This is a genomic window from Pseudomonas sp. LY-1, assembly GCF_053502595.1.
In genome coordinates, this window is sequence record NZ_CP094353.1 from 5690447 (window position 1) to 5709928 (window position 19482).

Annotated in this window: 22 protein-coding genes; 1 reads left to right on the top strand and 21 read right to left on the bottom strand. The window is 59.8% G+C overall.

The window, feature by feature from the left end; genetic code table 11:
• Positions 1-4: 4 nt before the first annotated feature.
• The 16 genes from hisS to trmJ form a co-directional block, all read right to left on the bottom strand.
• Positions 5-1294, bottom strand: a complete 1290-nt coding sequence (gene hisS, locus MOQ67_RS26040; protein ID WP_448675711.1) for a histidine--tRNA ligase — start codon at positions 1292-1294, stop codon at positions 5-7.
• Positions 1295-1317: 23 nt separating this feature from the next.
• Positions 1318-2427 carry a flavodoxin-dependent (E)-4-hydroxy-3-methylbut-2-enyl-diphosphate synthase gene (gene ispG, locus MOQ67_RS26045; protein ID WP_247403071.1) on the bottom strand — a complete coding sequence of 370 codons (1110 nt, stop codon included), beginning with the start codon at positions 2425-2427 and terminating at the stop codon, positions 1318-1320.
• Between the two features lie 2 nt (positions 2428-2429).
• The gene (locus MOQ67_RS26050) at positions 2430-3437 is read right to left on the bottom strand and encodes a RodZ domain-containing protein (protein WP_253398724.1); all 1008 of its coding nucleotides are present in this window, start codon (positions 3435-3437) and stop codon (positions 2430-2432) included.
• Positions 3437-4195 (bottom strand): type IV pilus biogenesis/stability protein PilW, encoded by a 759-nt coding sequence (pilW, locus tag MOQ67_RS26055; protein ID WP_321848919.1) that lies wholly within the window; start codon positions 4193-4195, stop codon positions 3437-3439. Before pilW ends, MOQ67_RS26050 begins: the two co-directional genes overlap by 1 nt.
• 12 nt (positions 4196-4207) lie before the next feature.
• Complete coding sequence (gene rlmN / locus MOQ67_RS26060) at positions 4208-5356, bottom strand: 23S rRNA (adenine(2503)-C(2))-methyltransferase RlmN (RefSeq protein ID WP_448675712.1); 1149 nt, start codon at positions 5354-5356, stop codon at positions 4208-4210.
• A gap of 28 nt (positions 5357-5384) precedes the next feature.
• Complete coding sequence (ndk, locus tag MOQ67_RS26065) at positions 5385-5810, bottom strand: nucleoside-diphosphate kinase (protein WP_017846179.1); 426 nt, start codon at positions 5808-5810, stop codon at positions 5385-5387.
• Between the two features lie 91 nt (positions 5811-5901).
• Complete coding sequence (gene iscX / locus MOQ67_RS26070) at positions 5902-6102, bottom strand: Fe-S cluster assembly protein IscX (protein ID WP_017846180.1); 201 nt, start codon at positions 6100-6102, stop codon at positions 5902-5904.
• A 14-nt stretch (positions 6103-6116) separates the two neighbouring features.
• Positions 6117-6458, bottom strand: coding sequence for an ISC system 2Fe-2S type ferredoxin (gene fdx, locus MOQ67_RS26075; protein WP_104904502.1), 342 nt, complete (start codon positions 6456-6458; stop codon positions 6117-6119).
• A gap of 3 nt (positions 6459-6461) precedes the next feature.
• Positions 6462-8324 carry a Fe-S protein assembly chaperone HscA gene (gene hscA / locus MOQ67_RS26080; RefSeq protein ID WP_448675713.1) on the bottom strand — a complete coding sequence of 621 codons (1863 nt, stop codon included), beginning with the start codon at positions 8322-8324 and terminating at the stop codon, positions 6462-6464.
• A gap of 51 nt (positions 8325-8375) precedes the next feature.
• On the bottom strand, positions 8376-8897 hold the full coding sequence (gene hscB / locus MOQ67_RS26085) for a co-chaperone HscB (protein ID WP_247399830.1): 522 nt from the start codon (positions 8895-8897) through the stop codon (positions 8376-8378).
• A gap of 8 nt (positions 8898-8905) precedes the next feature.
• Positions 8906-9229 (bottom strand): iron-sulfur cluster assembly protein IscA, encoded by a 324-nt coding sequence (iscA, locus tag MOQ67_RS26090; RefSeq protein ID WP_010565230.1) that lies wholly within the window; start codon positions 9227-9229, stop codon positions 8906-8908.
• A 28-nt stretch (positions 9230-9257) separates the two neighbouring features.
• The gene (gene iscU, locus MOQ67_RS26095) at positions 9258-9644 is read right to left on the bottom strand and encodes a Fe-S cluster assembly scaffold IscU (protein ID WP_010565229.1); all 387 of its coding nucleotides are present in this window, start codon (positions 9642-9644) and stop codon (positions 9258-9260) included.
• 99 nt (positions 9645-9743) lie between these two features.
• Positions 9744-10958 carry an IscS subfamily cysteine desulfurase gene (locus tag MOQ67_RS26100; RefSeq protein ID WP_253398732.1) on the bottom strand — a complete coding sequence of 405 codons (1215 nt, stop codon included), beginning with the start codon at positions 10956-10958 and terminating at the stop codon, positions 9744-9746.
• Positions 10959-11008: 50 nt separating this feature from the next.
• Complete coding sequence (gene iscR, locus MOQ67_RS26105; protein ID WP_003194020.1) at positions 11009-11500, bottom strand: Fe-S cluster assembly transcriptional regulator IscR; 492 nt, start codon at positions 11498-11500, stop codon at positions 11009-11011.
• A 302-nt stretch (positions 11501-11802) separates the two neighbouring features.
• Positions 11803-12585, bottom strand: a complete 783-nt coding sequence (gene cysE / locus MOQ67_RS26110) for a serine O-acetyltransferase (protein ID WP_247399826.1) — start codon at positions 12583-12585, stop codon at positions 11803-11805.
• A gap of 2 nt (positions 12586-12587) precedes the next feature.
• Positions 12588-13358: a tRNA (cytosine(32)/uridine(32)-2'-O)-methyltransferase TrmJ gene (gene trmJ, locus MOQ67_RS26115; RefSeq protein WP_003210307.1), complete on the bottom strand. Its 771-nt coding sequence runs from the start codon at positions 13356-13358 to the stop codon at positions 12588-12590.
• Between the two features lie 145 nt (positions 13359-13503).
• Between trmJ and suhB the strand changes: the two genes are divergently transcribed.
• Complete coding sequence (gene suhB / locus MOQ67_RS26120) at positions 13504-14319, top strand: type III secretion system regulator SuhB (protein WP_448675714.1); 816 nt, start codon at positions 13504-13506, stop codon at positions 14317-14319.
• 143 nt (positions 14320-14462) lie between these two features.
• Here the strand turns inward: suhB and MOQ67_RS26125 are convergent, their stop codons facing one another.
• The 5 genes from MOQ67_RS26125 to tgt form a co-directional block, all read right to left on the bottom strand.
• A complete protein-coding gene (locus MOQ67_RS26125; RefSeq protein WP_247399224.1) occupies positions 14463-15005 on the bottom strand; it encodes a glycine zipper 2TM domain-containing protein in 543 nt (180 codons plus the stop codon).
• 124 nt (positions 15006-15129) lie between these two features.
• On the bottom strand, positions 15130-16044 hold the full coding sequence (secF, locus tag MOQ67_RS26130; RefSeq protein WP_017846188.1) for a protein translocase subunit SecF: 915 nt from the start codon (positions 16042-16044) through the stop codon (positions 15130-15132).
• A gap of 9 nt (positions 16045-16053) precedes the next feature.
• Positions 16054-17922 carry a protein translocase subunit SecD gene (gene secD / locus MOQ67_RS26135; RefSeq protein ID WP_017846189.1) on the bottom strand — a complete coding sequence of 623 codons (1869 nt, stop codon included), beginning with the start codon at positions 17920-17922 and terminating at the stop codon, positions 16054-16056.
• 62 nt (positions 17923-17984) lie between these two features.
• On the bottom strand, positions 17985-18323 hold the full coding sequence (yajC, locus tag MOQ67_RS26140; protein ID WP_003175975.1) for a preprotein translocase subunit YajC: 339 nt from the start codon (positions 18321-18323) through the stop codon (positions 17985-17987).
• A 43-nt stretch (positions 18324-18366) separates the two neighbouring features.
• Positions 18367-19482: a tRNA guanosine(34) transglycosylase Tgt gene (tgt, locus tag MOQ67_RS26145; RefSeq protein ID WP_010565220.1), complete on the bottom strand. Its 1116-nt coding sequence runs from the start codon at positions 19480-19482 to the stop codon at positions 18367-18369.

A 19482-nucleotide genomic window follows, 5' to 3' on the forward strand; every position in this document is an offset into this window, starting at 1 on the left:
AGCTTCAACCCTGCACGACGCAGGTGGCCAAGTGCGCAGCGAGCGCATCAAAGGCAATGTTCTGTTGCTCGCCCTGACCACGCAGGGGTTTGAAACCTATCACTTGCTGGGCCAATTCGTCATCGCCGAGGATCAGTGCGTACAGCGCACCGCTCTTGTCGGCTTTCTTGAACTGGCTCTTGAAGCTGCCGGCGCCAGCATTGATCTGCAGGCGCAGGTTCGGCAGTTGGTCGCGCACTTTTTCGCTCAGGGCCAGGCCAGCCAGTTCGGCGGCCTCGCCAAAGGCGCACAGGTACACATCCACCTGCCGGGAGATTTCTTCCGGAACCTGCTCAAGGGTTTCCAGCAGCAGGATCAGCCGCTCGATACCCATGGCAAAACCCACGCCAGGCGTAGGCTTGCCGCCCATCTGCTCGACCAGGCCGTCGTAACGGCCACCGGCACACACGGTGCCCTGGGCGCCGAGTTTGTCGGTAACCCACTCGAACACGGTCTTGCTGTAGTAATCGAGGCCGCGCACCAGTTTCGGGTTGATCACGTAAGGAATACCGGCGGCATCCAGACGCGCCTTGAGGCCCTCGAAGTGGATACGGGATTCGTCGTCCAGGTAGTCGGCCATCTTCGGCGCGTTGACCAGTACGGCTTGCGTGTCGGCGTTCTTGGTATCGAGGACGCGCAACGGGTTGGTTTTCAGACGACGCTGGCTGTCTTCGTCCAACTTGTCCAGGTGGGCGGACAGGTACTCGACCAGGGCGACGCGGTAGCGGCCCCGGGACTCACTGGTGCCCAGGCTGTTGAGTTCAAGCTTGACCGCATCGCGGATACCCAGCAGGCCCCACAGGCGCCAGGTCAGCACGATCAGCTCGGCGTCGATGTCCGGACCGTCGAGGTTGAACACTTCCAGGCCGATCTGGTGGAACTGGCGATAACGGCCTTTCTGTGGACGCTCGTGGCGGAACATCGGCCCGATGTACCACAGCTTCTGCGACTGGCCACCGCCGGTGAGGCCATGCTCGAGCACGGCGCGCACGCACGCGGCGGTGCCTTCCGGACGCAGGGTCAGGGAGTCGCCGTTGCGGTCTTCGAAGGTGTACATCTCTTTTTCGACGATGTCGGTCACTTCACCGATGGAGCGCTTGAACAGCTCGGTGAACTCGACGATCGGCATACGGATCTGTTTGTAACCGTAGTTATCCAGCAGACGCGCAACGGTGCTCTCGAAGTAGCGCCACAGCGGCGTCTGCTCCGGAAGGATGTCGTTCATGCCACGAATGGCTTGCAGAGACTTGCTCACATCTATTCCTTAAATTCGCTGGATCAGCCGCGCGCGATAACTGCAGCGTCAGCTTCGACCTTCTCGGCCGCTTTCTGGCGGATCAGTCTTTCGAGCTCATCCACCAGATTGTCATTCGTCAGTTTCTGCGACGGCTTGCCGTCGATGTAAATCAGGTTCGGCGTGCCGCCGGTCAAGCCGATATGGGCTTCCTTGGCTTCACCCGGCCCGTTGACCACGCAACCGATCACCGCAACATCCAGCGGCACCAGCAGGTCTTCGAGGCGCCCTTCCAGTTCGTTCATGGTTTTCACCACGTCGAAGTTCTGCCGCGAGCAGCTCGGGCAGGCAATAAAGTTGATGCCACGGGAACGCAAATGCAGGGATTTGAGAATGTCGTAACCGACCTTCACTTCCTCTACCGGGTCTGCCGCCAGGGAGATGCGGATAGTATCGCCAATCCCTTCGGCGAGCAGCATACCGAGACCCACCGCAGATTTCACTGTGCCTGAGCGCAAACCACCCGCTTCAGTGATACCCAGGTGCAGTGGCTGCACGATTTCCTTGGCCAGCAGGCGGTAGGCCTCTACCGCCATGAACACGTCGGAAGCCTTTACGCTGACCTTGAAGTCCTGGAAATTCAGGCGCTCAAGGTGCTCAACGTGGCGCAGCGCTGATTCAACCAGCGCGGCGGGAGTCGGCTCGCCGTATTTCTTTTGCAGGTCTTTTTCCAGGGAACCGGCGTTCACGCCGATGCGGATCGGAATCCCGCGATCACGGGCAGCGTCCACCACCGCGCGCACACGGTCTTCGCGACCGATGTTGCCCGGGTTGATACGCAGGCAATCAACACCCAACTCCGCAACGCGCAAAGCGATCCGGTAGTCGAAGTGAATGTCGGCAACCAGCGGCACCTTGACCAGTTGCTTGATGCGGCCGAAGGCTTCGGCGGCATCCATGTCCGGTACGGAAATCCGCACGATGTCGACGCCAGCGGCTTCCAGACGATTGATCTGGGCGACGGTGGCAGCAACATCATTGGTGTCGCTGTTGGTCATGCTCTGTACCGCGATGGGGGCGTCGCCGCCCACCGGCACCGAGCCGACCCAGATCTTGCGCGATAGGCGACGTTTGATTGGAGATTCGCCGTGCATGACTATTGTCCCAACTTCAGGCGAGCAGTTTCGCCACTGGTGAACGGCGCTACGTCGACAGGCTGGCCGTTGTAGGCCACTTGTGCTCCACGGGCAAAGCCCAGACGCAGCGTCAAAGGAGGCTTGCCGCCCTGGTCGAGCGTATCTCCCTTACGCTTCATACCGCTAAACAGCACTTTGCCATTGCCATCGGTGAGTTGCGTCCAGCAGTCAGCGACGAAGGTAATCTGTACGCGCCCGTCACCGGCGATCAACACAGGCGTGGTCGGCGGCGAAATCGCGGGCGCCGCCGGGGCGGTAGGCGCTGGCGTTTGCACAGGAGCGGCCGGCGCCACAGGTGCAGCCGGGGTGTGCGCCGCTGCAGCCGGTACGGCCGGGGTGTGCGCCGGAACGGCTGGAGCCGGCACCGCAGCGATGGCCGCCGGGGCCGATTCCGCTGCGGGCTGCTCGGCAGTCACTGGTGCTTCAGGCACAGCCTGGCCTTCGGCGACAGCCTGGTCTTCCGGTTCGTCCAACGGGTGAATCTGCGTGGTGCCGTCGGCGCTTTCGACTTCGACGTGCTCCAGGGCGTTGCTGGTCAAGTCCTTGGTGCGCTGGGAGGCTTGGTCCTGCCACCAGACGAAGCCGCCACCAATCACGGCGATCAGCAACAACAGGCTGACGATACGCAGGATCGTATGGGACACCCGCACCGGCTCTTCGATGCGCCCCAGGCCATGGACGTTACTGCCCTGGGAGTCGGTGCCGGTGAACTGGTCGAATTGCTGGACCAATAGGGTCTGGTCGATATCCAGTAATTTGGCGTAGGCGCGGATATAGCCGCGGGCGAAGGTATGCCCAGGCAGCTTGTCGAACGCGCCGGCTTCCAGGTTGCCCAGGGACGTGGTGGTCAAATTGAGCTTGAGGGCCACTTCCGCCAGAGACCAACCATTGCTTTCGCGGGCCTGACGCAAGGTGTCGCCTGGGTTTACGCGATTAGCTGCTACAACTTCCGGGTGCGCGGCTTTCATCATTGCTCCGACAGGTATTGCTGATATTCCGGCGTACCGGGATAGAGTCGTTCGAGTTGCTGGCCATAACGTGCGGCCGTGTCGCGTTCTTCATGAACCGTCGCCAGGCGCACTCCGAGCAATAGACTACGTGCATTTTGCCCGCTGAGCAGGCTAAAACGCTCGTAATAGTCACGTGCCGGCACATAATGCCTGTCTTCGTAAGACAACTCAGCCATTTCGAGCAAGGCACGAGGCTGGCGACTGTTCAGGTGCAGGGCTTTTTCCAGGTGCTGGCGCGCGATATCACGCTGGCCGAGACGCTTGGAGGCCACCCCAAGGTTCTCGAACACCCGCGACCGCTCTGGGTAGAGGGTATCGGCGCAGGCTTGCTGGAAATAACGGGAAGCCTGGTCATAACGTTTCTGTTCGAACAGGAAGCTGCCGTAGTTATTCAGCAGCCGTGGATCGGCAGGACGCGAAGCCAAGGCCTTGTTGAAATACTGATCGGCCAGCTCAGGCTCGGCCTGGGCCTGGAACACCAGGGCCAGTGCGCCATTGGCATCGGCATCGTCGCTGTCCAGTTCAAGAGCCTTCTTCAACGGCATCTTGGCCTGCTCGCTCATGCCTTGGCGCAGGTAACCCAAGCCCAGTTGCACATAAGCCACTCGCGCCTCTTCACGGCCCTTGCCGGTTTGCAAAGGGCTGTCATGGCCCGAAGAAACACAACCGGCCGCGAGACCGGTAACAAGCAACAGCAGCGCAAGGCGCAAGGGCATAGAGATCCTCTCTCAGGTTCGAGTCGCAGCGCTTTGCGGCATATCGTCGGCAGCGCTCAGTTCGCGCACCGCGATATAACGTTCGCTGCGACGGGTGCGATCCAGCACCTGTCCTACCAATTGGCCACAAGCGGCGTCGATGTCTTCACCACGGGTGGTGCGCACGGTGACGTTGTAGCCGGCCTGGTGCAGTTGATCCTGGAAACGGCGGATGGCGTTGTTGCTCGGCCGCTCGTAGCCAGAATGTGGAAACGGGTTGAAAGGAATCAGGTTGATCTTGCACGGGGTGTTCTTGAGCAGTTCGATCATCTCGACCGCGTGTTCGACCTTGTCGTTGATGTCCTTGAGCATGGTGTACTCAATGGTCAACACGCGCTTCTCGCCCAAGGTCGCCATGTAACGCTGGCAAGACTCGAGCAGCATCTTAAGCGGATACTTCTTGTTGATCGGCACCAATTGGTTACGCAATGCGTCATTGGGTGCGTGCAGCGACAACGCCAGGGAGACGTCGATGTGCTTGGCCAGCTCATCGATCATCGGTACCACACCGGAAGTCGACAGGGTCACACGGCGCTTGGAGATGCCGTAGCCCAGGTCGTCCATCATCAGGTGCATGGCGGCGATGACGTTATCGAAGTTCAGCAGCGGCTCACCCATGCCCATCATCACCACGTTGGTGATGGCACGGTCGACGGTTGCCGGGACGCTGCCAAAGGATTTGTTGGCAATCCACACCTGGCCGATGACTTCGGCGGCGGTGAGGTTGCTATTGAAGCCTTGCTTGCCGGTGGAGCAGAAACTGCAGTCCAGGGCACAGCCTGCCTGGGACGAAACGCACAAAGTGCCACGTTTGCCCTGGGGAATGTAGACGGTCTCGACGCAACTGCCGGACGCCACGCGCACCACCCACTTACGGGTGCCGTCGCTGGAGATGTCCTCGCTGACAACCTCGGGACCACGGACCTCGGCAATAACCTTGAGCTTGTCGCGCAGGGCCTTGCTGACGTTCGTCATGGCGTCGAAATCGTCGACACCAAAGTGGTGAATCCACTTCATTACCTGACCGGCACGGAAACGCTTCTCCCCGATTGAGCCGAAGAATTTTTCCATTTCCTGCTGAGTCAGACCCAGCAGGTTGGTTTTTACAGTCGATGTAGTCATGGATTCACCTTCACTCTTAAGCCAATGCTTAGCGAGTGGTTACTTCAGTAGCTGCGAAGAAGTACGAGATTTCGCGAGCAGCAGCGGCTTCGGAGTCCGAACCGTGTACAGCGTTGGCGTCGATGGAATCAGCGAAATCAGCACGGATGGTGCCGGCAGCTGCTTCTTTAGGGTTGGTAGCGCCCATCAGCTCACGGTTCAGAGCGATAGCGTTTTCGCCTTCCAGAACCTGAACAACAACAGGGCCGGAGATCATGAAGGCAACCAGGTCGCCGAAGAAGCCACGAGCGCTGTGCTCAGCGTAGAAGCCTTCAGCTTCAGCCTTGGACAGTTGCTTGAGTTTCGAAGCTACAACCTTCAGGCCGGCTTTTTCGAAACGAGTGGTGATCTCGCCGATGACGTTTTTTGCAACAGCGTCAGGCTTGATGATGGAGAAAGTACGTTGAACAGCCATGGTGTAACTCCAGAAACGGTAATTTACGAAAAATTAAACCCGCGAATTATACGCGGGTTCTTGGGTATTGCCTAACTGCGTAAGGGAGGCGTCAGTCCTGTTCTTCTTTCCAGGCAGTCTGGATCGCTTCCAAGACCTTTTCGCCGCCGCGGTCGCGCTCATCGTCAAACCCTGGCAAAGCCATGACCATGTCACGCAAAGCTACAAAGTTCAGCGAGTAGGGATCCATATCCGGATTGCCATCGGCCAACAGGATAGCGATCTCTTGCACATCAACCCATTTAAGACTCATGACACTTCCTTGAATCAATGCGGCGCTTCGGCCGCATGGTTGAGCGAATATTTCGGAATTTCGACGGTGATGTCTTCAGTCCCGACCTTGGCCTGACAGCTTAGGCGAGAAGTTGGCTCCAGGCCCCAGGCACGGTCAAGAAAGTCTTCTTCCAACTCGTCAGCTTCTTCCAGAGAGTCGAAACCCTCGCGAATGATGCAGTGGCAAGTGGTGCAAGCGCAGACACCGCCGCAGGCACTTTCGATCTCGATGTGGTTGTCATGGGCAACTTCGAGGATGGACTTGCCGGTCTCAGCCTCCACGACCATACCGTCCGGGCAATGCTCGGCGTGTGGCAGAAAAATGACCTGCGGCATCAATTATTCCTCAATTTCATTCAGGTTGCGGCCCGCCAGGGCGGCTTTTACCGTCTGGTTCATGCGGCGGGCGGCGAAGGCATCGGTCACTTGCGACAGGCGCTTGGTCTGCTGCTCGATGGCATAGCCATCGGAGCCTTTCATCAATTCGGCGAGTTCCTGCATCTGCAGGTCGATGGCCATGCGCTCTTCGGCATCCAGCAGGCGCTCGCCGTCGACCTCCAGGGCGCCCTGCACCGCTTCGAGCAGGCGCTGGGCATCGACTTGCTGCTCGCGCAGCACGCGGGCGACCTTGTCGTCACCGGCATACTGGAACGAATCCTTGAGCATCTTGGCGATTTCGCCATCGGTCAGACCGTAGGACGGCTTGACCTGGATGCTGGCTTCAACGCCCGAGCCCAATTCACGCGCGGCCACGCTGAGCAGGCCATCGGCGTCGACCTGGAAGGTCACGCGAATTTTCGCCGCACCCGCGACCATCGCCGGGATACCGCGCAATTCAAAGCGTGCCAGGGAGCGGCAGTCGCTGATCAGCTCACGCTCGCCTTGCAGCACATGAATCATCATGGCCGTCTGGCCGTCTTTGTAGGTGGTGAAGTCCTGGGCGCGGGCGACGGGGATGGTGGTGTTGCGCGGAATCACCTTCTCCATCAGGCCGCCCATGGTTTCCAGACCCAGGGACAACGGAATTACGTCGAGCAGCAGCAGTTCGCCACCATCGCGCTTGTTGCCGGCCAGGGTATCGGCCTGGATCGCGGCACCAATGGCCACCACTTGATCCGGATCGATTTCAGTCAGCGGCTGACGGCCAAACGCTTCGGCAACAGCTTCGCGGACGCGCGGCACTCGGGTCGAACCACCGACCATCACCACGGCAGCGACATCTTCCAGCTCAACACCGGAATCACGCACGGCGCGGCGGCAAGCCTTGAGGCTGCGGGCGACCATCGGTTCGATCAACGAATCGAAGGCTTCACGGGTCAGCTGGGCCGACCAATTGCCGTAGGAAACGTCAACAGAGGCCGCATCAGTCAGGGCTTCTTTGGCGGCACAGGCAGTTTGCAGCAGATGGCGCTGCTCGCCCGGGTCCAGGTCAGCGGACAAACCGGCACTGCTGATGATCCAACCGGCGATCGCGTGGTCGAAGTCATCGCCGCCCAGGGCCGTATCACCACCGGTGGCCAACACCTCAAAGACACCGCCAGTCAGGCGCAGGATTGAAATATCAAAGGTGCCGCCGCCCAGGTCGTAAATCGCGACCAAGCCTTCGGCATGCTGATCCAAGCCGTAAGCCACGGCAGCAGCGGTCGGCTCATTGAGCAGACGCAGCACGTTCAGGCCGGCGAGCTTCGCCGCATCCTTGGTGGCTTGGCGCTGAGCGTCATCAAAGTAGGCTGGAACCGTGATTACCGCGCCGACCAGTTCACCGCCCAAGGTGGTTTCCGCGCGCTGGCGCAGCACCTTGAGGATATCGGCCGACACTTCCACCGGACTTTTCGGGCCTTGGACGGTGTCGATGAACGGCATGTGCGACTCACCGCCGACAAAGCGGTACGGTAGCTGGTCGCCCAATTGCTTGACGTCGGACAACCCACGACCCATCAAGCGCTTGACCGACAGCACGGTGTTCAATGGATCGGTAGACGCTGCCAGCTTGGCCGACTCACCAACTTCGGTGCGATCAGCGTGATAGCGCACTGCCGACGGCAGGATCACCTGGCCATCAGCATCGGGCAGCGGCTCGGACAGGCCGCTGCGCAAGGCGGCGACCAGGGAATTGGTGGTGCCCAAGTCAATCCCGACCGCCAGACGACGCTGGTGCGGTTGAGGACTTTGGCCGGGTTCGGCGATCTGCAGTAGGGCCATGGTAATCAGGTCTTATCTGTCTTTCAGGCGTGCAACATGGGCAGCGCTGGGTTAATCGTCGAGGCGCTCTTCTAACTGGCGCACTTCGTAGGTGAGCTTGTCGAGGAACTGCATGCGCCGCATCAGGCGTTCTGCCTGCTCACGTTGCGCTGCATCATCCCAACAGGCTGCGAAGCTTTCGTAGAGCGCATCCTGAGCCACTTTCAGACGCCGCTTGAAGGCCGCGACACCCGCCAGATCGGCTTCGTCCTGCAAGTCTTCGAGCTCTTCGCGCAACTGCATCTGCTGCATCAGAAAGTCCGGATCATGCACCGTGACTTCCAGCGGCAACTCACCACCATTCATCGCGAGCAGGTAACGCGCGCGCTTGGGGGGGCTTTTGAGCGTCTGATAGGCTTCGTTGAGGCTGGCCGATTGCTCCAGCGCCAGGCGTTGCTCACGCTCGGAAGCGTCAGCGAAGCGGTCCGGATGCACGCCACGCGCCAATTCACGGTAGCGCGTGGCAAGCTGCTCGAGGTCCAGCCGAAAGCTCGGCTGCAGCTCGAATAAAGCGAAATGACAAGGATTGCCCACAAGTAGCCTCAGATGTTGAAGCTTTCGCCGCAGCCACATTCACCGCGCACGTTGGGGTTGTTGAACTTGAAGCCTTCGTTCAACCCTTCCTTGACGAAATCGAGTTCGGTGCCGTCCAGGTAGGTCAGGCTTTTCGGGTCGATGATCACTTTCTCGCCGTGACTTTCGAACACCTGATCTTCCGCCACTACCTCGTCGACGAACTCCAGCACATAGGCAAGGCCGGAACAGCCCGTGGTGCGAACACCCAGACGAATCCCCTCACCTTTACCGCGCCCATCCAGGGAGCGTCGCACGTGCCGCGCAGCCGCTTCTGTCATGCTGATAGCCATCGTTGACTCCTTACTCGTCGCCAAATGCTTAGATCAAGCCTTTCTTCTGCTTGTAGTCGCGAACGGCAGCCTTGATGGCGTCTTCTGCGAGCACGGAGCAGTGGATTTTCACTGGCGGCAGAGCCAGTTCTTCGGCCAGTTGGGTGTTGCTGATAGTCACAGCCTCATCCAGGGTCTTGCCTTTCATCCACTCGGTCGCCAGGGAGCTGGAGGCGATAGCCGAACCGCAGCCGTAAGTCTTGAACTTGGCGTCTTCGATAACGCCCGCCTCATTGACTTTGATCTGCAGGCGCATCACATCGCCGCACGCCGGAGCGCCGACCATGCCGGTGCCGACATCAGGGTCTTCCGCGTCCATCTTGCCAACGTTGCGCGGGTTTTCGTAGTGGTCTATGACCTTTTCGCTGTAAGCCATGGTACTGAATCCTCACTCATCAGGGCCGCTCTGGAGCCCTGTAAAAACGCCTGCGTTTTCCGCCACGTTCCTACAGAGCTGGGGTGGCGGCTTCTATAGTTAGTGTGCCGCCCACTCGATCTTGGAAATATCGATGCCGTCTTTGTACATGTCCCACAGCGGCGACAAGGTGCGCAGCTTGGTGACGGCCTCGCAGACTTTCTGCGCGGCGTAGTCGACTTCTTCTTCGGTGGTGAAACGGCCAAACGTAAAGCGGATCGAGCTGTGCGCCAGTTCGTCGTTGCGGCCCAGGGCGCGCAGCACGTAGGACGGTTCAAGGGAGGCCGAGGTGCAGGCCGAACCGGACGAAACCGCCAGGTCCTTGAGCGCCATGATCAGCGACTCGCCTTCGACGTAGTTGAAGCTCAAATTCAGGTTGTGCGGTACACGGGCAGTCATGCTGCCATTGATGTACAGCTCTTCAAGGTTTTCGACCTGCTTGTAGAAGCGATCGCTCAGGCCCTTGATACGCACGTTTTCGGCAGCCATTTCTTCCTTGGCGATACGGAAAGCCTCGCCCATGCCGACGATCTGGTGGGTCGCCAGGGTGCCCGAACGCATGCCGCGCTCGTGACCGCCGCCGTGCATGGTGGCTTCGATGCGCACGCGAGGCTTGCGGCTCACGTACAGGGCACCGATACCTTTAGGACCGTAGGTTTTGTGCGCCGAGAACGACATCAGGTCGACTTTCAGCTTCGACAGGTCGATGTCGACCTTGCCGGTGGACTGAGCAGCGTCGACGTGCAGCAACACACCTTTGGAGCGGGTCAGCTCGCCGATGGCCGCGATGTCGTTGATGGTGCCGATTTCGTTGTTCACGTGGATCACGGAAACCAGGATGGTGTCTTCACGCATCGCCGCCTCGATCATCGCCGGCGTCACGATACCGTCGGTGGTCGGCTCGAGGTAGGTGACTTCGAACCCTTCACGCTCCAATTGGCGCATGGTGTCGAGGACCGCCTTGTGCTCGATCTTGGTGGTGATCAGGTGCTTGCCTTTGGTCGCGTAGAAATGCGCGGCGCCCTTGATTGCCAGGTTGTCGGATTCGGTAGCACCGGAGGTCCAGACGATTTCGCGTGGGTCGGCACCCACCAGGTCAGCGACTTGGCGACGAGCGTTTTCAACCGCTTCTTCGGCTTTCCAGCCGAATACGTGGGAACGCGACGCCGGGTTGCCGAAATTTCCGTCAACCAGCAGGCATTCGCTCATCTTTTGCGCGACACGCGGATCAACCGGGGTGGTCGCTGAGTAATCAAGGTAAATCGGCAATTTCATGGACTTTCTCCTAAATCAGGCTGGCTGGCGTGCCGTTAGCTCTTCGGCTGTCACTCGACGGCAGACGCTTCAATCTTGTCCAGACGCGGCGCCTTGGTGTTGCAACGGCGCTGGTCCTGACGCTGGGCTACTTCTTGCACCTCACGGCGAGTCACAAGATCAGCCAAGCTGATACCACTCAAAAACTCATGGATCTGCAGGCTCAAGTCACACCACAAGTGGTGGGTCAGGCAGGTGTCGCCGGCGTGGCAATCACCCAAACCCTGGCATTTGGTGGCATCGACGGATTCGTTGACCGCGTCGATCACCTGGGCCACCTGGATACCCTGCATATCGCGCGACAGTTGATAGCCGCCACCCGGCCCACGCACGCTGGAGACCAGATTGCTGCGGCGCAATTTGGCGAACAACTGTTCGAGGTAGGACAGGGAAATGCCTTGGCGCTCGGAGATATCGGCCAGGGACACCGGCCCAGTTTGCGCGTGCAAAGCCAAGTCAAGCATGGCGGTCACCGCGTATCGGCCTTTTGTAGTCAGTCTCATGGACAAGTACCAAGGTGTTTCAGAATGGGAGCAAGTATGCGATTCCCGAGTATTTAAGTCAACTATAAGACCTAGTACTTTAGTCAGGATTAGCCGCAAAAAGGGCGCGCAAATAATATCAGGATGGGTCGGGGACGAACAGCAGGAACAGGGCCGAGCAGGAATTCAGAGACCAATGGAGATCAACATGTGGGAGGGTGCTTGCTCCCGATAGCGACGGATCAGTCAATGTATTGGGTGACTGACCACCGCTATTTGGGGCAAGTCCCCTCCCACAGGGGACTTTTGGTGATCGCGAGGCTTCAGCCAGCCTTGGTGGCGGCTTCGTCTTTGATCTCGGCGAAGTCCTCTTCGCGCAGCTCAGGCAGGTCTTTCGCACAATAGCTGCTGCCCAATTCCTTCAGCGCGCCGCACATGCCGTCCAGCTTGCCGTCTACCGCTTGCAGGTGGTCAAGCAACTGACCGATGGCACGGGCCACCGGGTCGGGCATGTCTTCGCTGACGCCGTAGGCATCGAAGCCGATCTTCTCGGCCATGGCTTTACGCTTGGCTTCCTGCTCATCACCGACTTCCGGCTTGACGATGATCCGCCCTGGAATACCAACCACGGTTGCCCCCGGCGGCACGGCCTTGGTCACCACTGCATTGGAGCCGACCTTGGCCCCAGCCCCCACAGTGAACGGACCCAGCACCTTGGCGCCCGCCCCTACCACCACGCCGTTTTCCAGGGTTGGGTGGCGCTTACCTTTATTCCAACTGGTGCCGCCCAGGGTCACGCCCTGGTACAGGGTCACGTCATCGCCAATTTCAGCAGTCTCGCCAATGACGATGCCCATGCCGTGGTCGATGAAGAAGCGGCGGCCGACCTTGGCGCCCGGGTGAATCTCGATGCCGGTCAACCAGCGCCCAAAGTTGGACACCACCCGCGCCAGCCATTTCCAGCCCATGCCCCACAAGGCGCCGGACAGGCGATGAATCCAGATCGCATGCATGCCCGGGTAGCAGGTCAGTACTTCAAAGGCGTTGCGCGCCGCCGGGTCACGGTGGAAAACACTCTGGATATCTTCTCGCAAACGCTCGAACATTTTTAATCCTTCCGCTTAAGAAGCTCGCCACGGGCCGCTTTCTGGGTTTCCGTGAGGATGCCACGCAATATATTCATTTCCGCTCGGCTGACCGAGCTGCGTCCGTACAGGCGACGCAGGCGCGCCATCAAGTGCCGGGGCTTTTCCGGATCGAGGAATTCGATGGCCACCAGGGTTTGTTCCAGGTGCTCATAGAACCGTTCCAGCTCGTCCATGGTGGCCAACTCGCCACTTTTGGTCGATGCCACTTCATCCTTCTCGACCTTGCTCGGCTGCCCTTCAGCGGCCAGCCAGGCCATGCGCACTTCGTAACTCAACACCTGCACCGCCGCCCCGAGGTTCAGCGAGCTGAACTCAGGGTCTGATGGAATATGCACGTGATAATGACATCGCTGCAGCTCTTCATTGGTCAGGCCGGAGTCTTCACGACCGAACACCAGGGCGATTTCAGCGCCGCCGGCGGCTTCCTCCACCACTTTGGTCCCACATTCACGCGGATCGAGCAATGGCCAAGGGATTCGACGGTCGCGGGCGCTGGTGCCGAGCACCAGGTTGCAGCCGACCAATGCATCTTCCAAGGTGGCGACGACCTGGGCTTTTTCAAGGATGTCATTGGCGCCGGAGGCCCGGGCATCGGCCTCGTGGTGCGGGAACACGCGCGGCTCGACCAGCACCAGGCGCGTCAGCCCCATGTTTTTCATGGCTCGCGCCACCCCGCCGATATTGCCGGGATGACTGGTATTGACCAAGACGACACGAATGTTTTGCAGCAAGGTAGGCGCTCTCGGACACGGGAAAGGGGAGCAAATCTTACAGAACAGCCTAAGGTTATGCCATGAAAGCTCACGTCGTCCTTCACCTGAAGAAAGTTTCTGCTAGAATGCTCGGCTTTCTTTAACAACCTTAGGTGACACATCCATGCAGCCCATGCTGAATATCGCGCTGCGCGCCGCCCGCAGCGCCAGTGAATTGATCTTCCGCTCCATCGAGCGCCTGGATACCATCAAGGTCGACGAAAAAGACGCCAAGGATTATGTATCCGAGGTGGATCGCGCCGCCGAACAGAAAATCATCGACGCCCTGCGCAAGGCCTACCCTACCCACGGCATTCTCGGCGAAGAAACCGGCATGCATAAAGGCAGCGGCGAAGGCGAAGACTACCTGTGGATCATCGACCCACTGGATGGCACCACCAACTTCCTGCGCGGCATCCCGCACTTTGCCGTGAGCATCGCGTGCAAATACCGTGGCCGCCTGGAACACGCCATTGTGCTGGACCCGGTTCGCCAGGAAGAATTCACCGCCAGCCGTGGCCGTGGCGCCCAGTTGAACGGTCGTCGCCTGCGCGTCAGCGGCCGTACCAGCCTGGACGGCGCCCTGCTGGGCACCGGCTTCCCATTCCGTGACGACCAGATGGACAACCTGGACAACTACCTGGGCATGTTCCGCGCCCTGGTTGGCCAGACCGCCGGCATCCGCCGCGCCGGTGCAGCCAGCCTGGACCTGGCCTATGTGGCCGCCGGTCGTTTTGATGCGTTCTGGGAGTCGGGCCTGTCCGAGTGGGACATGGCAGCGGGCGCCCTGCTGATCCAAGAGGCCGGCGGCCTGGTGAGCGACTTCACCGGTGGTCACGACTTCCTGGAAAAGGGCCACGTGGTTGCCGGTAACACCAAATGCTTCAAGGCGGTATTGACGGCGATCCAGCCGCACCTGCCGGCTTCGCTGAAGCGCTAAGCGAGCGAGCACAAAAAAGCACCCCTCGGGGTGCTTTTTTTATGCCTGGGATTTGGTGTGAGCTTAAATACCAGCAACACCACAAGCCAACTGTGGGAGGGGGCAAGCCCCCTCCCACATTGTGAACTGTGCCAGGCCCGGGGTTATTGCTGGTTCTGACCGAGAATCAGACGCCCCTCTTTATCGACCGGGATCTGACCGCCTGGATCACGATCCATACGCACCGTACCTTCCTTGCCACCCAAGGTGTAACGCACGTCATAGCCGACAACCTTGTCGCTGATGTCGTTGACGGTGTTACAGCGGGTTTGCGTGGTGGTGTAGGTATCGCGGTTCTGCATGCCTTCCTGAACCTTGTTACCGGCGTAGCCGCCACCGACCGCACCGGCTACGGTGGCCAGCTTCTTACCGTTACCGCCACCGACCTGGTTACCCAACAGGCCACCGGCCAGCGCACCGACCACCGTACCGACGATCTGGTGTTGATCCTGCACCGGCTTCTGCCGGGTCACTGCGACGTCCTTGCAGACCTCGCGAGGCGTTTTAATCTGGGTGTTCACCGGCTGCACCGCCAGCACTTGCGCATACTCAGGGCCGCTTTTTACCAGGCTGTAGGTGGCAACAGCACCCCCGGCAGTCACACCGACAGCACCCAATACCGCACCAACCAGCAACGACTTGTTCACGTTGAACCTCCTGACCATCACAAACGGACCGAAAGATCCGCGCTATACCCAGCCTTGGAGCAAAAAAAAAGGCGCGAGTTCAATACTCGCGCCTTCTTTGTAACAACAAATCAACGCTCACCCATCAAGGGCGGTCGTCGACCTCCTTGCCAGTCGCGGCCGGAGGGATCAGGTCTTCGCTGTTGAGGTTCAGCCAGATCAGTACCACGTTGGCGATGTAGATCGACGAGTAGGTGCCCGCCAGAACGCCGATAAACAGCGCCAGGGAGAAGCCCCACAGGTTGTCACCACCGAAGATCATCAGTGCCGCGATCGCCAGCAAGGTGGAGATCGACGTCGCCATGGTCCGCAACAGGGTCTGAGTGGTGGAGATGTTGATGTTCTCGATCAACGTCGCCTTGCGCAGTACGCGGAAGTTCTCGCGAACCCGGTCGAATACCACGATGGTGTCGTTGAGCGAGTAACCAATGATCGCCAGCACCGCGGCCAGCACAGTCAGGTCGAAGGTGATCTGGAAGTACGCCAGGATGCCCACGGTCACGACCACGTCGTGGATCAGCGAGACAATGGCGCCGACACCGAACTTCCACTGAAAGCGGAACGCCAGGTAGATCATGATGCCGACCAGCGCCATCAGCATGCCGAGGCCGCCCTGGTCGCGCAGCTCTTCACCCACTTGCGGGCCGACGAACTCGACGCGCTTGACCGCCGCCGGGTTATCACCGCCGACCTTCTGCAAGGCCTCGGCAACCTGGTGACCCAGTTGCGGGTCTTCGCCCGGCATCCGCACCAGCAGATCAGTGGTCGCACCGAAGCTCTGCACGATAGCTTCGTGATAGCCGGCCTTGACCAGCTCTTCGCGCACCTGAGTCACGTCGGCTGGCTTCTCGTAGGTCAGCTCGATGAGCGTACCGCCGGTGAAGTCCAGACCGTAGTTCAGGCCCTTATGGAACCAGCTGAACAACGCCAGAACGGTAAGGAGCACGGTGACGCCGAACGCAATATTGCGAACGCCCATGAAGTTGATTGTACGTAACATGGCAGCCCCTTAAATCCACAACTTCTTGAAGTCACGCCCGCCAAAGATCAGGTTGACCATTGCGCGGGTCACCATGATGGCCGTGAACATCGAGGTAAAGATACCGAGGGACATGGTCACCGCAAAACCTTTGACCGGGCCGGTGCCCATGGCAAAGAGAATCCCGCCGACCAGCAATGTGGTCAGGTTGGAGTCGAGAATCGCGGTAAATGCCCGGCCGAAGCCTTCGTTGATTGCGCGCTGCACGGTCATGCCGGCGGCGATCTCTTCACGAATCCGCGAGAAGATCAGCACGTTGGCGTCCACCGCCATCCCCATGGTGAGGACGATACCGGCGATGCCTGGCAGGGTCAGCGTAGCGCCCAGCAACGACATCAAGGCCAGCAGCATCACCATGTTGCCCGCCAGGGCCACGGTGGCGATGACGCCGAAGAAGCGGTAGATGGCGATGATGAACAGCGACACGAACAGCATGCCCCACAAGGCCGCATTGATACCCTTGGTGATGTTGTCGGCACCCAGGCTCGGGCCGATGGTGCGTTCTTCAGCGAAGTACATCGGCGCAGCCAGGCCACCAGCGCGCAGCAGCAGGGCCAGCTCGGACGATTCGCCCTGACCGTTCAGGCCGGTGATGCGGAACTGAGCACCCAGCGGCGACTGGATGGTCGCCAGGCTGATGATCTTCTTCTCTTCCTTGAAGGTCTGCACCGGCACGTCTTTCTCGACGCCGTTGACCATTTGCTTGGTGTAGGTGGTGACCGGGCGTTGCTCGATGAAGATCACCGCCATGCTGCGCCCGACGTTGCTACGTGTGGCGCGGCTCATCAGTTCGCCACCATGGCCATCCAGGCGGATGTTCACTTCAGGCGTACCGTGCTCGCCGAAACCGGCCTTGGCGTCAGTCACCTGGTCGCCGGTGATGATCAAGCCACGCTCGATCTGCGCCGCAGGGCGGTTGCCTTCACGGAACTCGAAGGTCTCGGAAGTGGCTTTGGAAGCACCCGGCTCGGCGGCCAGACGGAATTCCAGGTTGGCGGTCTTGCCGAGGATACGCTTGGCTTCAGCGGTATCCTGCACGCCCGGCAGCTCAACCACGATGCGGTTGGCGCCCTGGCGCTGAACGATCGGCTCGGCCACACCCAGCTCGTTGACGCGGTTACGCACCGTGGTCAAGTTCTGCTTGATGGAGTATTCGCGGATTTCCGCCAGCTTGGCCGGGGTCATCGCCAGACGCAGTACAGGTTGACCGTTGAGGTCGGCCGGTACGATGTCGAAATCGTTGAAGTTCTTGCGGATCAGCGCACGGGCCTGCTCGCGGGACGCTTCGTCAGAGAAGCCCAGCTGGATGGCACCGTTGAGCTGCGGCAGGCTGCGATAACGCAACTTCTCTTTACGCAGCAGGCTCTTCACGTCGCCTTCGTAGACTTTCAGGCGCGCATCGAGGGCTTTGTCCATGTCGACTTCCAGCAGGAAGTGCACACCGCCGGACAAGTCCAGACCCAGCTTCATCGGGTGCGCGCCAATGCTGCGCAGCCATTTTGGCGTGGTCTGTGCCAGGTTGAGCGCGACAACGTAGTCGTCACCCATGGCCTTGCGCACGACGTCTTTGGCCGGCAATTGGTCTTCTTGCTTGGTCAGGCGCAACAAGCCGCCCTTCGCATCAGCTGCCAACGTTGCCGCTTTGACCTGGATGCCCGCATCGGTGAGCGCTTTGCTCGCGCGTTCCAGGTCAGCCTGATTGACCTTCAGCGAAGTGCTGGCGCCAGAGATCTGGATCGCAGGGTCATCAGGATAGAGATTGGGAGCGGAATAAATAAAACCGATCGCCAGCACCGCCAGGATCAGTAGGTATTTCCACAGAGGGTATTTGTTCAGCATCACGCCGCCCGCTTATAACGCGGGGCGCCTTGCGCGCCCCGTCGATTGGTAAAAGTTGTTACTCAGATCGCTTTGAGCGTGCCTTTAGGCAGCGTGGCGGCGATGGCGCCCTTCTGGAACTTCATTTCGACGGTGTCGGAGACTTCCAGAACCACGAAAGCATCGGAAACCTTGGTGATCTTGCCCGCGATACCGCCGGTGGTCACGACTTCGTCACCTTTCTGCAGGCTGCCGAGCAGGTTTTTCTGCTCTTTGGCGCGCTTGGCCTGTGGACGCCAGATCATCAGGTAGAAGATGACCAGGAAGCCGACCAGGAAAATCCACTCGAAACCACCGCCCATAGGGCCGGCAGCAGCAGGCGCAGCGGCATCAGCCATGGCGTTAGAGATAAAAAAGCTCATTTAGCACTCCAGTTGCAAATAGTGAATCTTAGGGTCGGAAAACTCAGTCCAAGGGCGGCACAGGGAGCCCGCGCTTGGCATAGAAGGCATCGACGAAGGCGGCCAATGTACCCTGTTGAATAGCCTCGCGCAAACCAGCCATCAGGACTTGGTAATGACGCAAATTGTGGATGGTATTCAACATGCTACCCAGCATTTCCCCACACTTGTCCAGATGGTGCAGATAAGCACGGGAGAAGTTCTGGCAGGTATAGCAGTCACAGGTGGGATCCAGCGGCGAATCATCATGGCGATGGAACGCGTTACGGATCTTCAGCACGCCTGTATCGATGAACAGATGCCCATTGCGGGCATTACGGGTTGGCATCACGCAATCGAACATGTCCACACCGCGGCGCACACCCTCTACGAGATCCTCCGGTTTGCCAACGCCCATAAGGTAACGAGGTTTGTCAGCGGGCATCAGGCCCGGCAGGTAATCCAGCACCTTGATCATCTCGTGCTTGGGCTCACCCACCGACAGACCGCCGATGGCCAGGCCGTCGAAGCCGATCTTGTCCAGGCCTTCCAGCGAGCGCTTGCGCAGGCTTTCATGCATGCCGCCCTGGACGATACCGAACAGCGCCGCGGTGTTGTCGCCGTGGGCGTTCTTCGAGCGCTGGGCCCAACGCAGCGACAACTCCATGGAAACCCGCGCGACGTCTTCATCGGCCGGGTACGGCGTGCATTCGTCGAAAATCATCACGATGTCGGAGCCCAGGTCGCGCTGGACCTGCATCGACTCTTCCGGGCCCATGAACACTTTGGAACCGTCGACCGGCGAGGCGAAGGTCACGCCCTCCTCCTTGATCTTGCGCATGGCGCCCAGGCTGAACACCTGGAAACCACCCGAGTCAGTGAGGATCGGGCCTTGCCACTTCATGAAGTCATGCAGGTCGCCGTGCTTCTTGATCACTTCCGTGCCCGGGCGCAGCCACAGGTGGAAGGTGTTGCCGAGGATGATTTCGGCGCCGGTGGCGACGATATCGCGCGGCAGCATGCCTTTGACGGTGCCGTAGGTGCCGACCGGCATGAACGCCGGGGTCTCTACCGTACCGCGCGGAAAGGTCAGACGACCGCGACGGGCTTTGCCGTCAGTGGCCAGCAATTCAAACGACAT

Bases quoted from the DNA above. Each gene is read 5' to 3' on its own strand.
- MOQ67_RS26100 (WP_253398732.1), bottom strand. From the start codon at position 10,958: ATGAAATTGCCGATTTACCTTGATTACTCAGCGACCACCCCGGTTGAT.
- ndk (WP_017846179.1), bottom strand. From the start codon at position 5,810: ATGGCTGTTCAACGTACTTTCTCCATCATCAAGCCTGACGCTGTTGCA.
- rlmN (WP_448675712.1), bottom strand. From the start codon at position 5,356: ATGACTACATCGACTGTAAAAACCAACCTGCTGGGTCTGACTCAGCAG.
- tgt (WP_010565220.1), bottom strand. From the start codon at position 19,482: ATGTCGTTTGAATTGCTGGCCACTGACGGCAAAGCCCGTCGCGGTCGT.
- iscR (WP_003194020.1), bottom strand. From the start codon at position 11,500: ATGAGACTGACTACAAAAGGCCGATACGCGGTGACCGCCATGCTTGAC.
- MOQ67_RS26050 (WP_253398724.1), bottom strand. From the start codon at position 3,437: ATGAAAGCCGCGCACCCGGAAGTTGTAGCAGCTAATCGCGTAAACCCA.
- secD (WP_017846189.1), bottom strand. From the start codon at position 17,922: ATGCTGAACAAATACCCTCTGTGGAAATACCTACTGATCCTGGCGGTG.
- suhB (WP_448675714.1), top strand. From the start codon at position 13,504: ATGCAGCCCATGCTGAATATCGCGCTGCGCGCCGCCCGCAGCGCCAGT.
- iscU (WP_010565229.1), bottom strand. From the start codon at position 9,644: ATGGCTTACAGCGAAAAGGTCATAGACCACTACGAAAACCCGCGCAAC.
- pilW (WP_321848919.1), bottom strand. From the start codon at position 4,195: ATGCCCTTGCGCCTTGCGCTGCTGTTGCTTGTTACCGGTCTCGCGGCC.
- secF (WP_017846188.1), bottom strand. From the start codon at position 16,044: ATGTTACGTACAATCAACTTCATGGGCGTTCGCAATATTGCGTTCGGC.
- ispG (WP_247403071.1), bottom strand. From the start codon at position 2,427: ATGCACGGCGAATCTCCAATCAAACGTCGCCTATCGCGCAAGATCTGG.
- yajC (WP_003175975.1), bottom strand. From the start codon at position 18,323: ATGAGCTTTTTTATCTCTAACGCCATGGCTGATGCCGCTGCGCCTGCT.
- hscA (WP_448675713.1), bottom strand. From the start codon at position 8,324: ATGGCCCTACTGCAGATCGCCGAACCCGGCCAAAGTCCTCAACCGCAC.
- iscX (WP_017846180.1), bottom strand. From the start codon at position 6,102: ATGAGTCTTAAATGGGTTGATGTGCAAGAGATCGCTATCCTGTTGGCC.
- fdx (WP_104904502.1), bottom strand. From the start codon at position 6,458: ATGCCGCAGGTCATTTTTCTGCCACACGCCGAGCATTGCCCGGACGGT.
- cysE (WP_247399826.1), bottom strand. From the start codon at position 12,585: ATGTTCGAGCGTTTGCGAGAAGATATCCAGAGTGTTTTCCACCGTGAC.
- iscA (WP_010565230.1), bottom strand. From the start codon at position 9,229: ATGGCTATCAGCATGACAGAAGCGGCTGCGCGGCACGTGCGACGCTCC.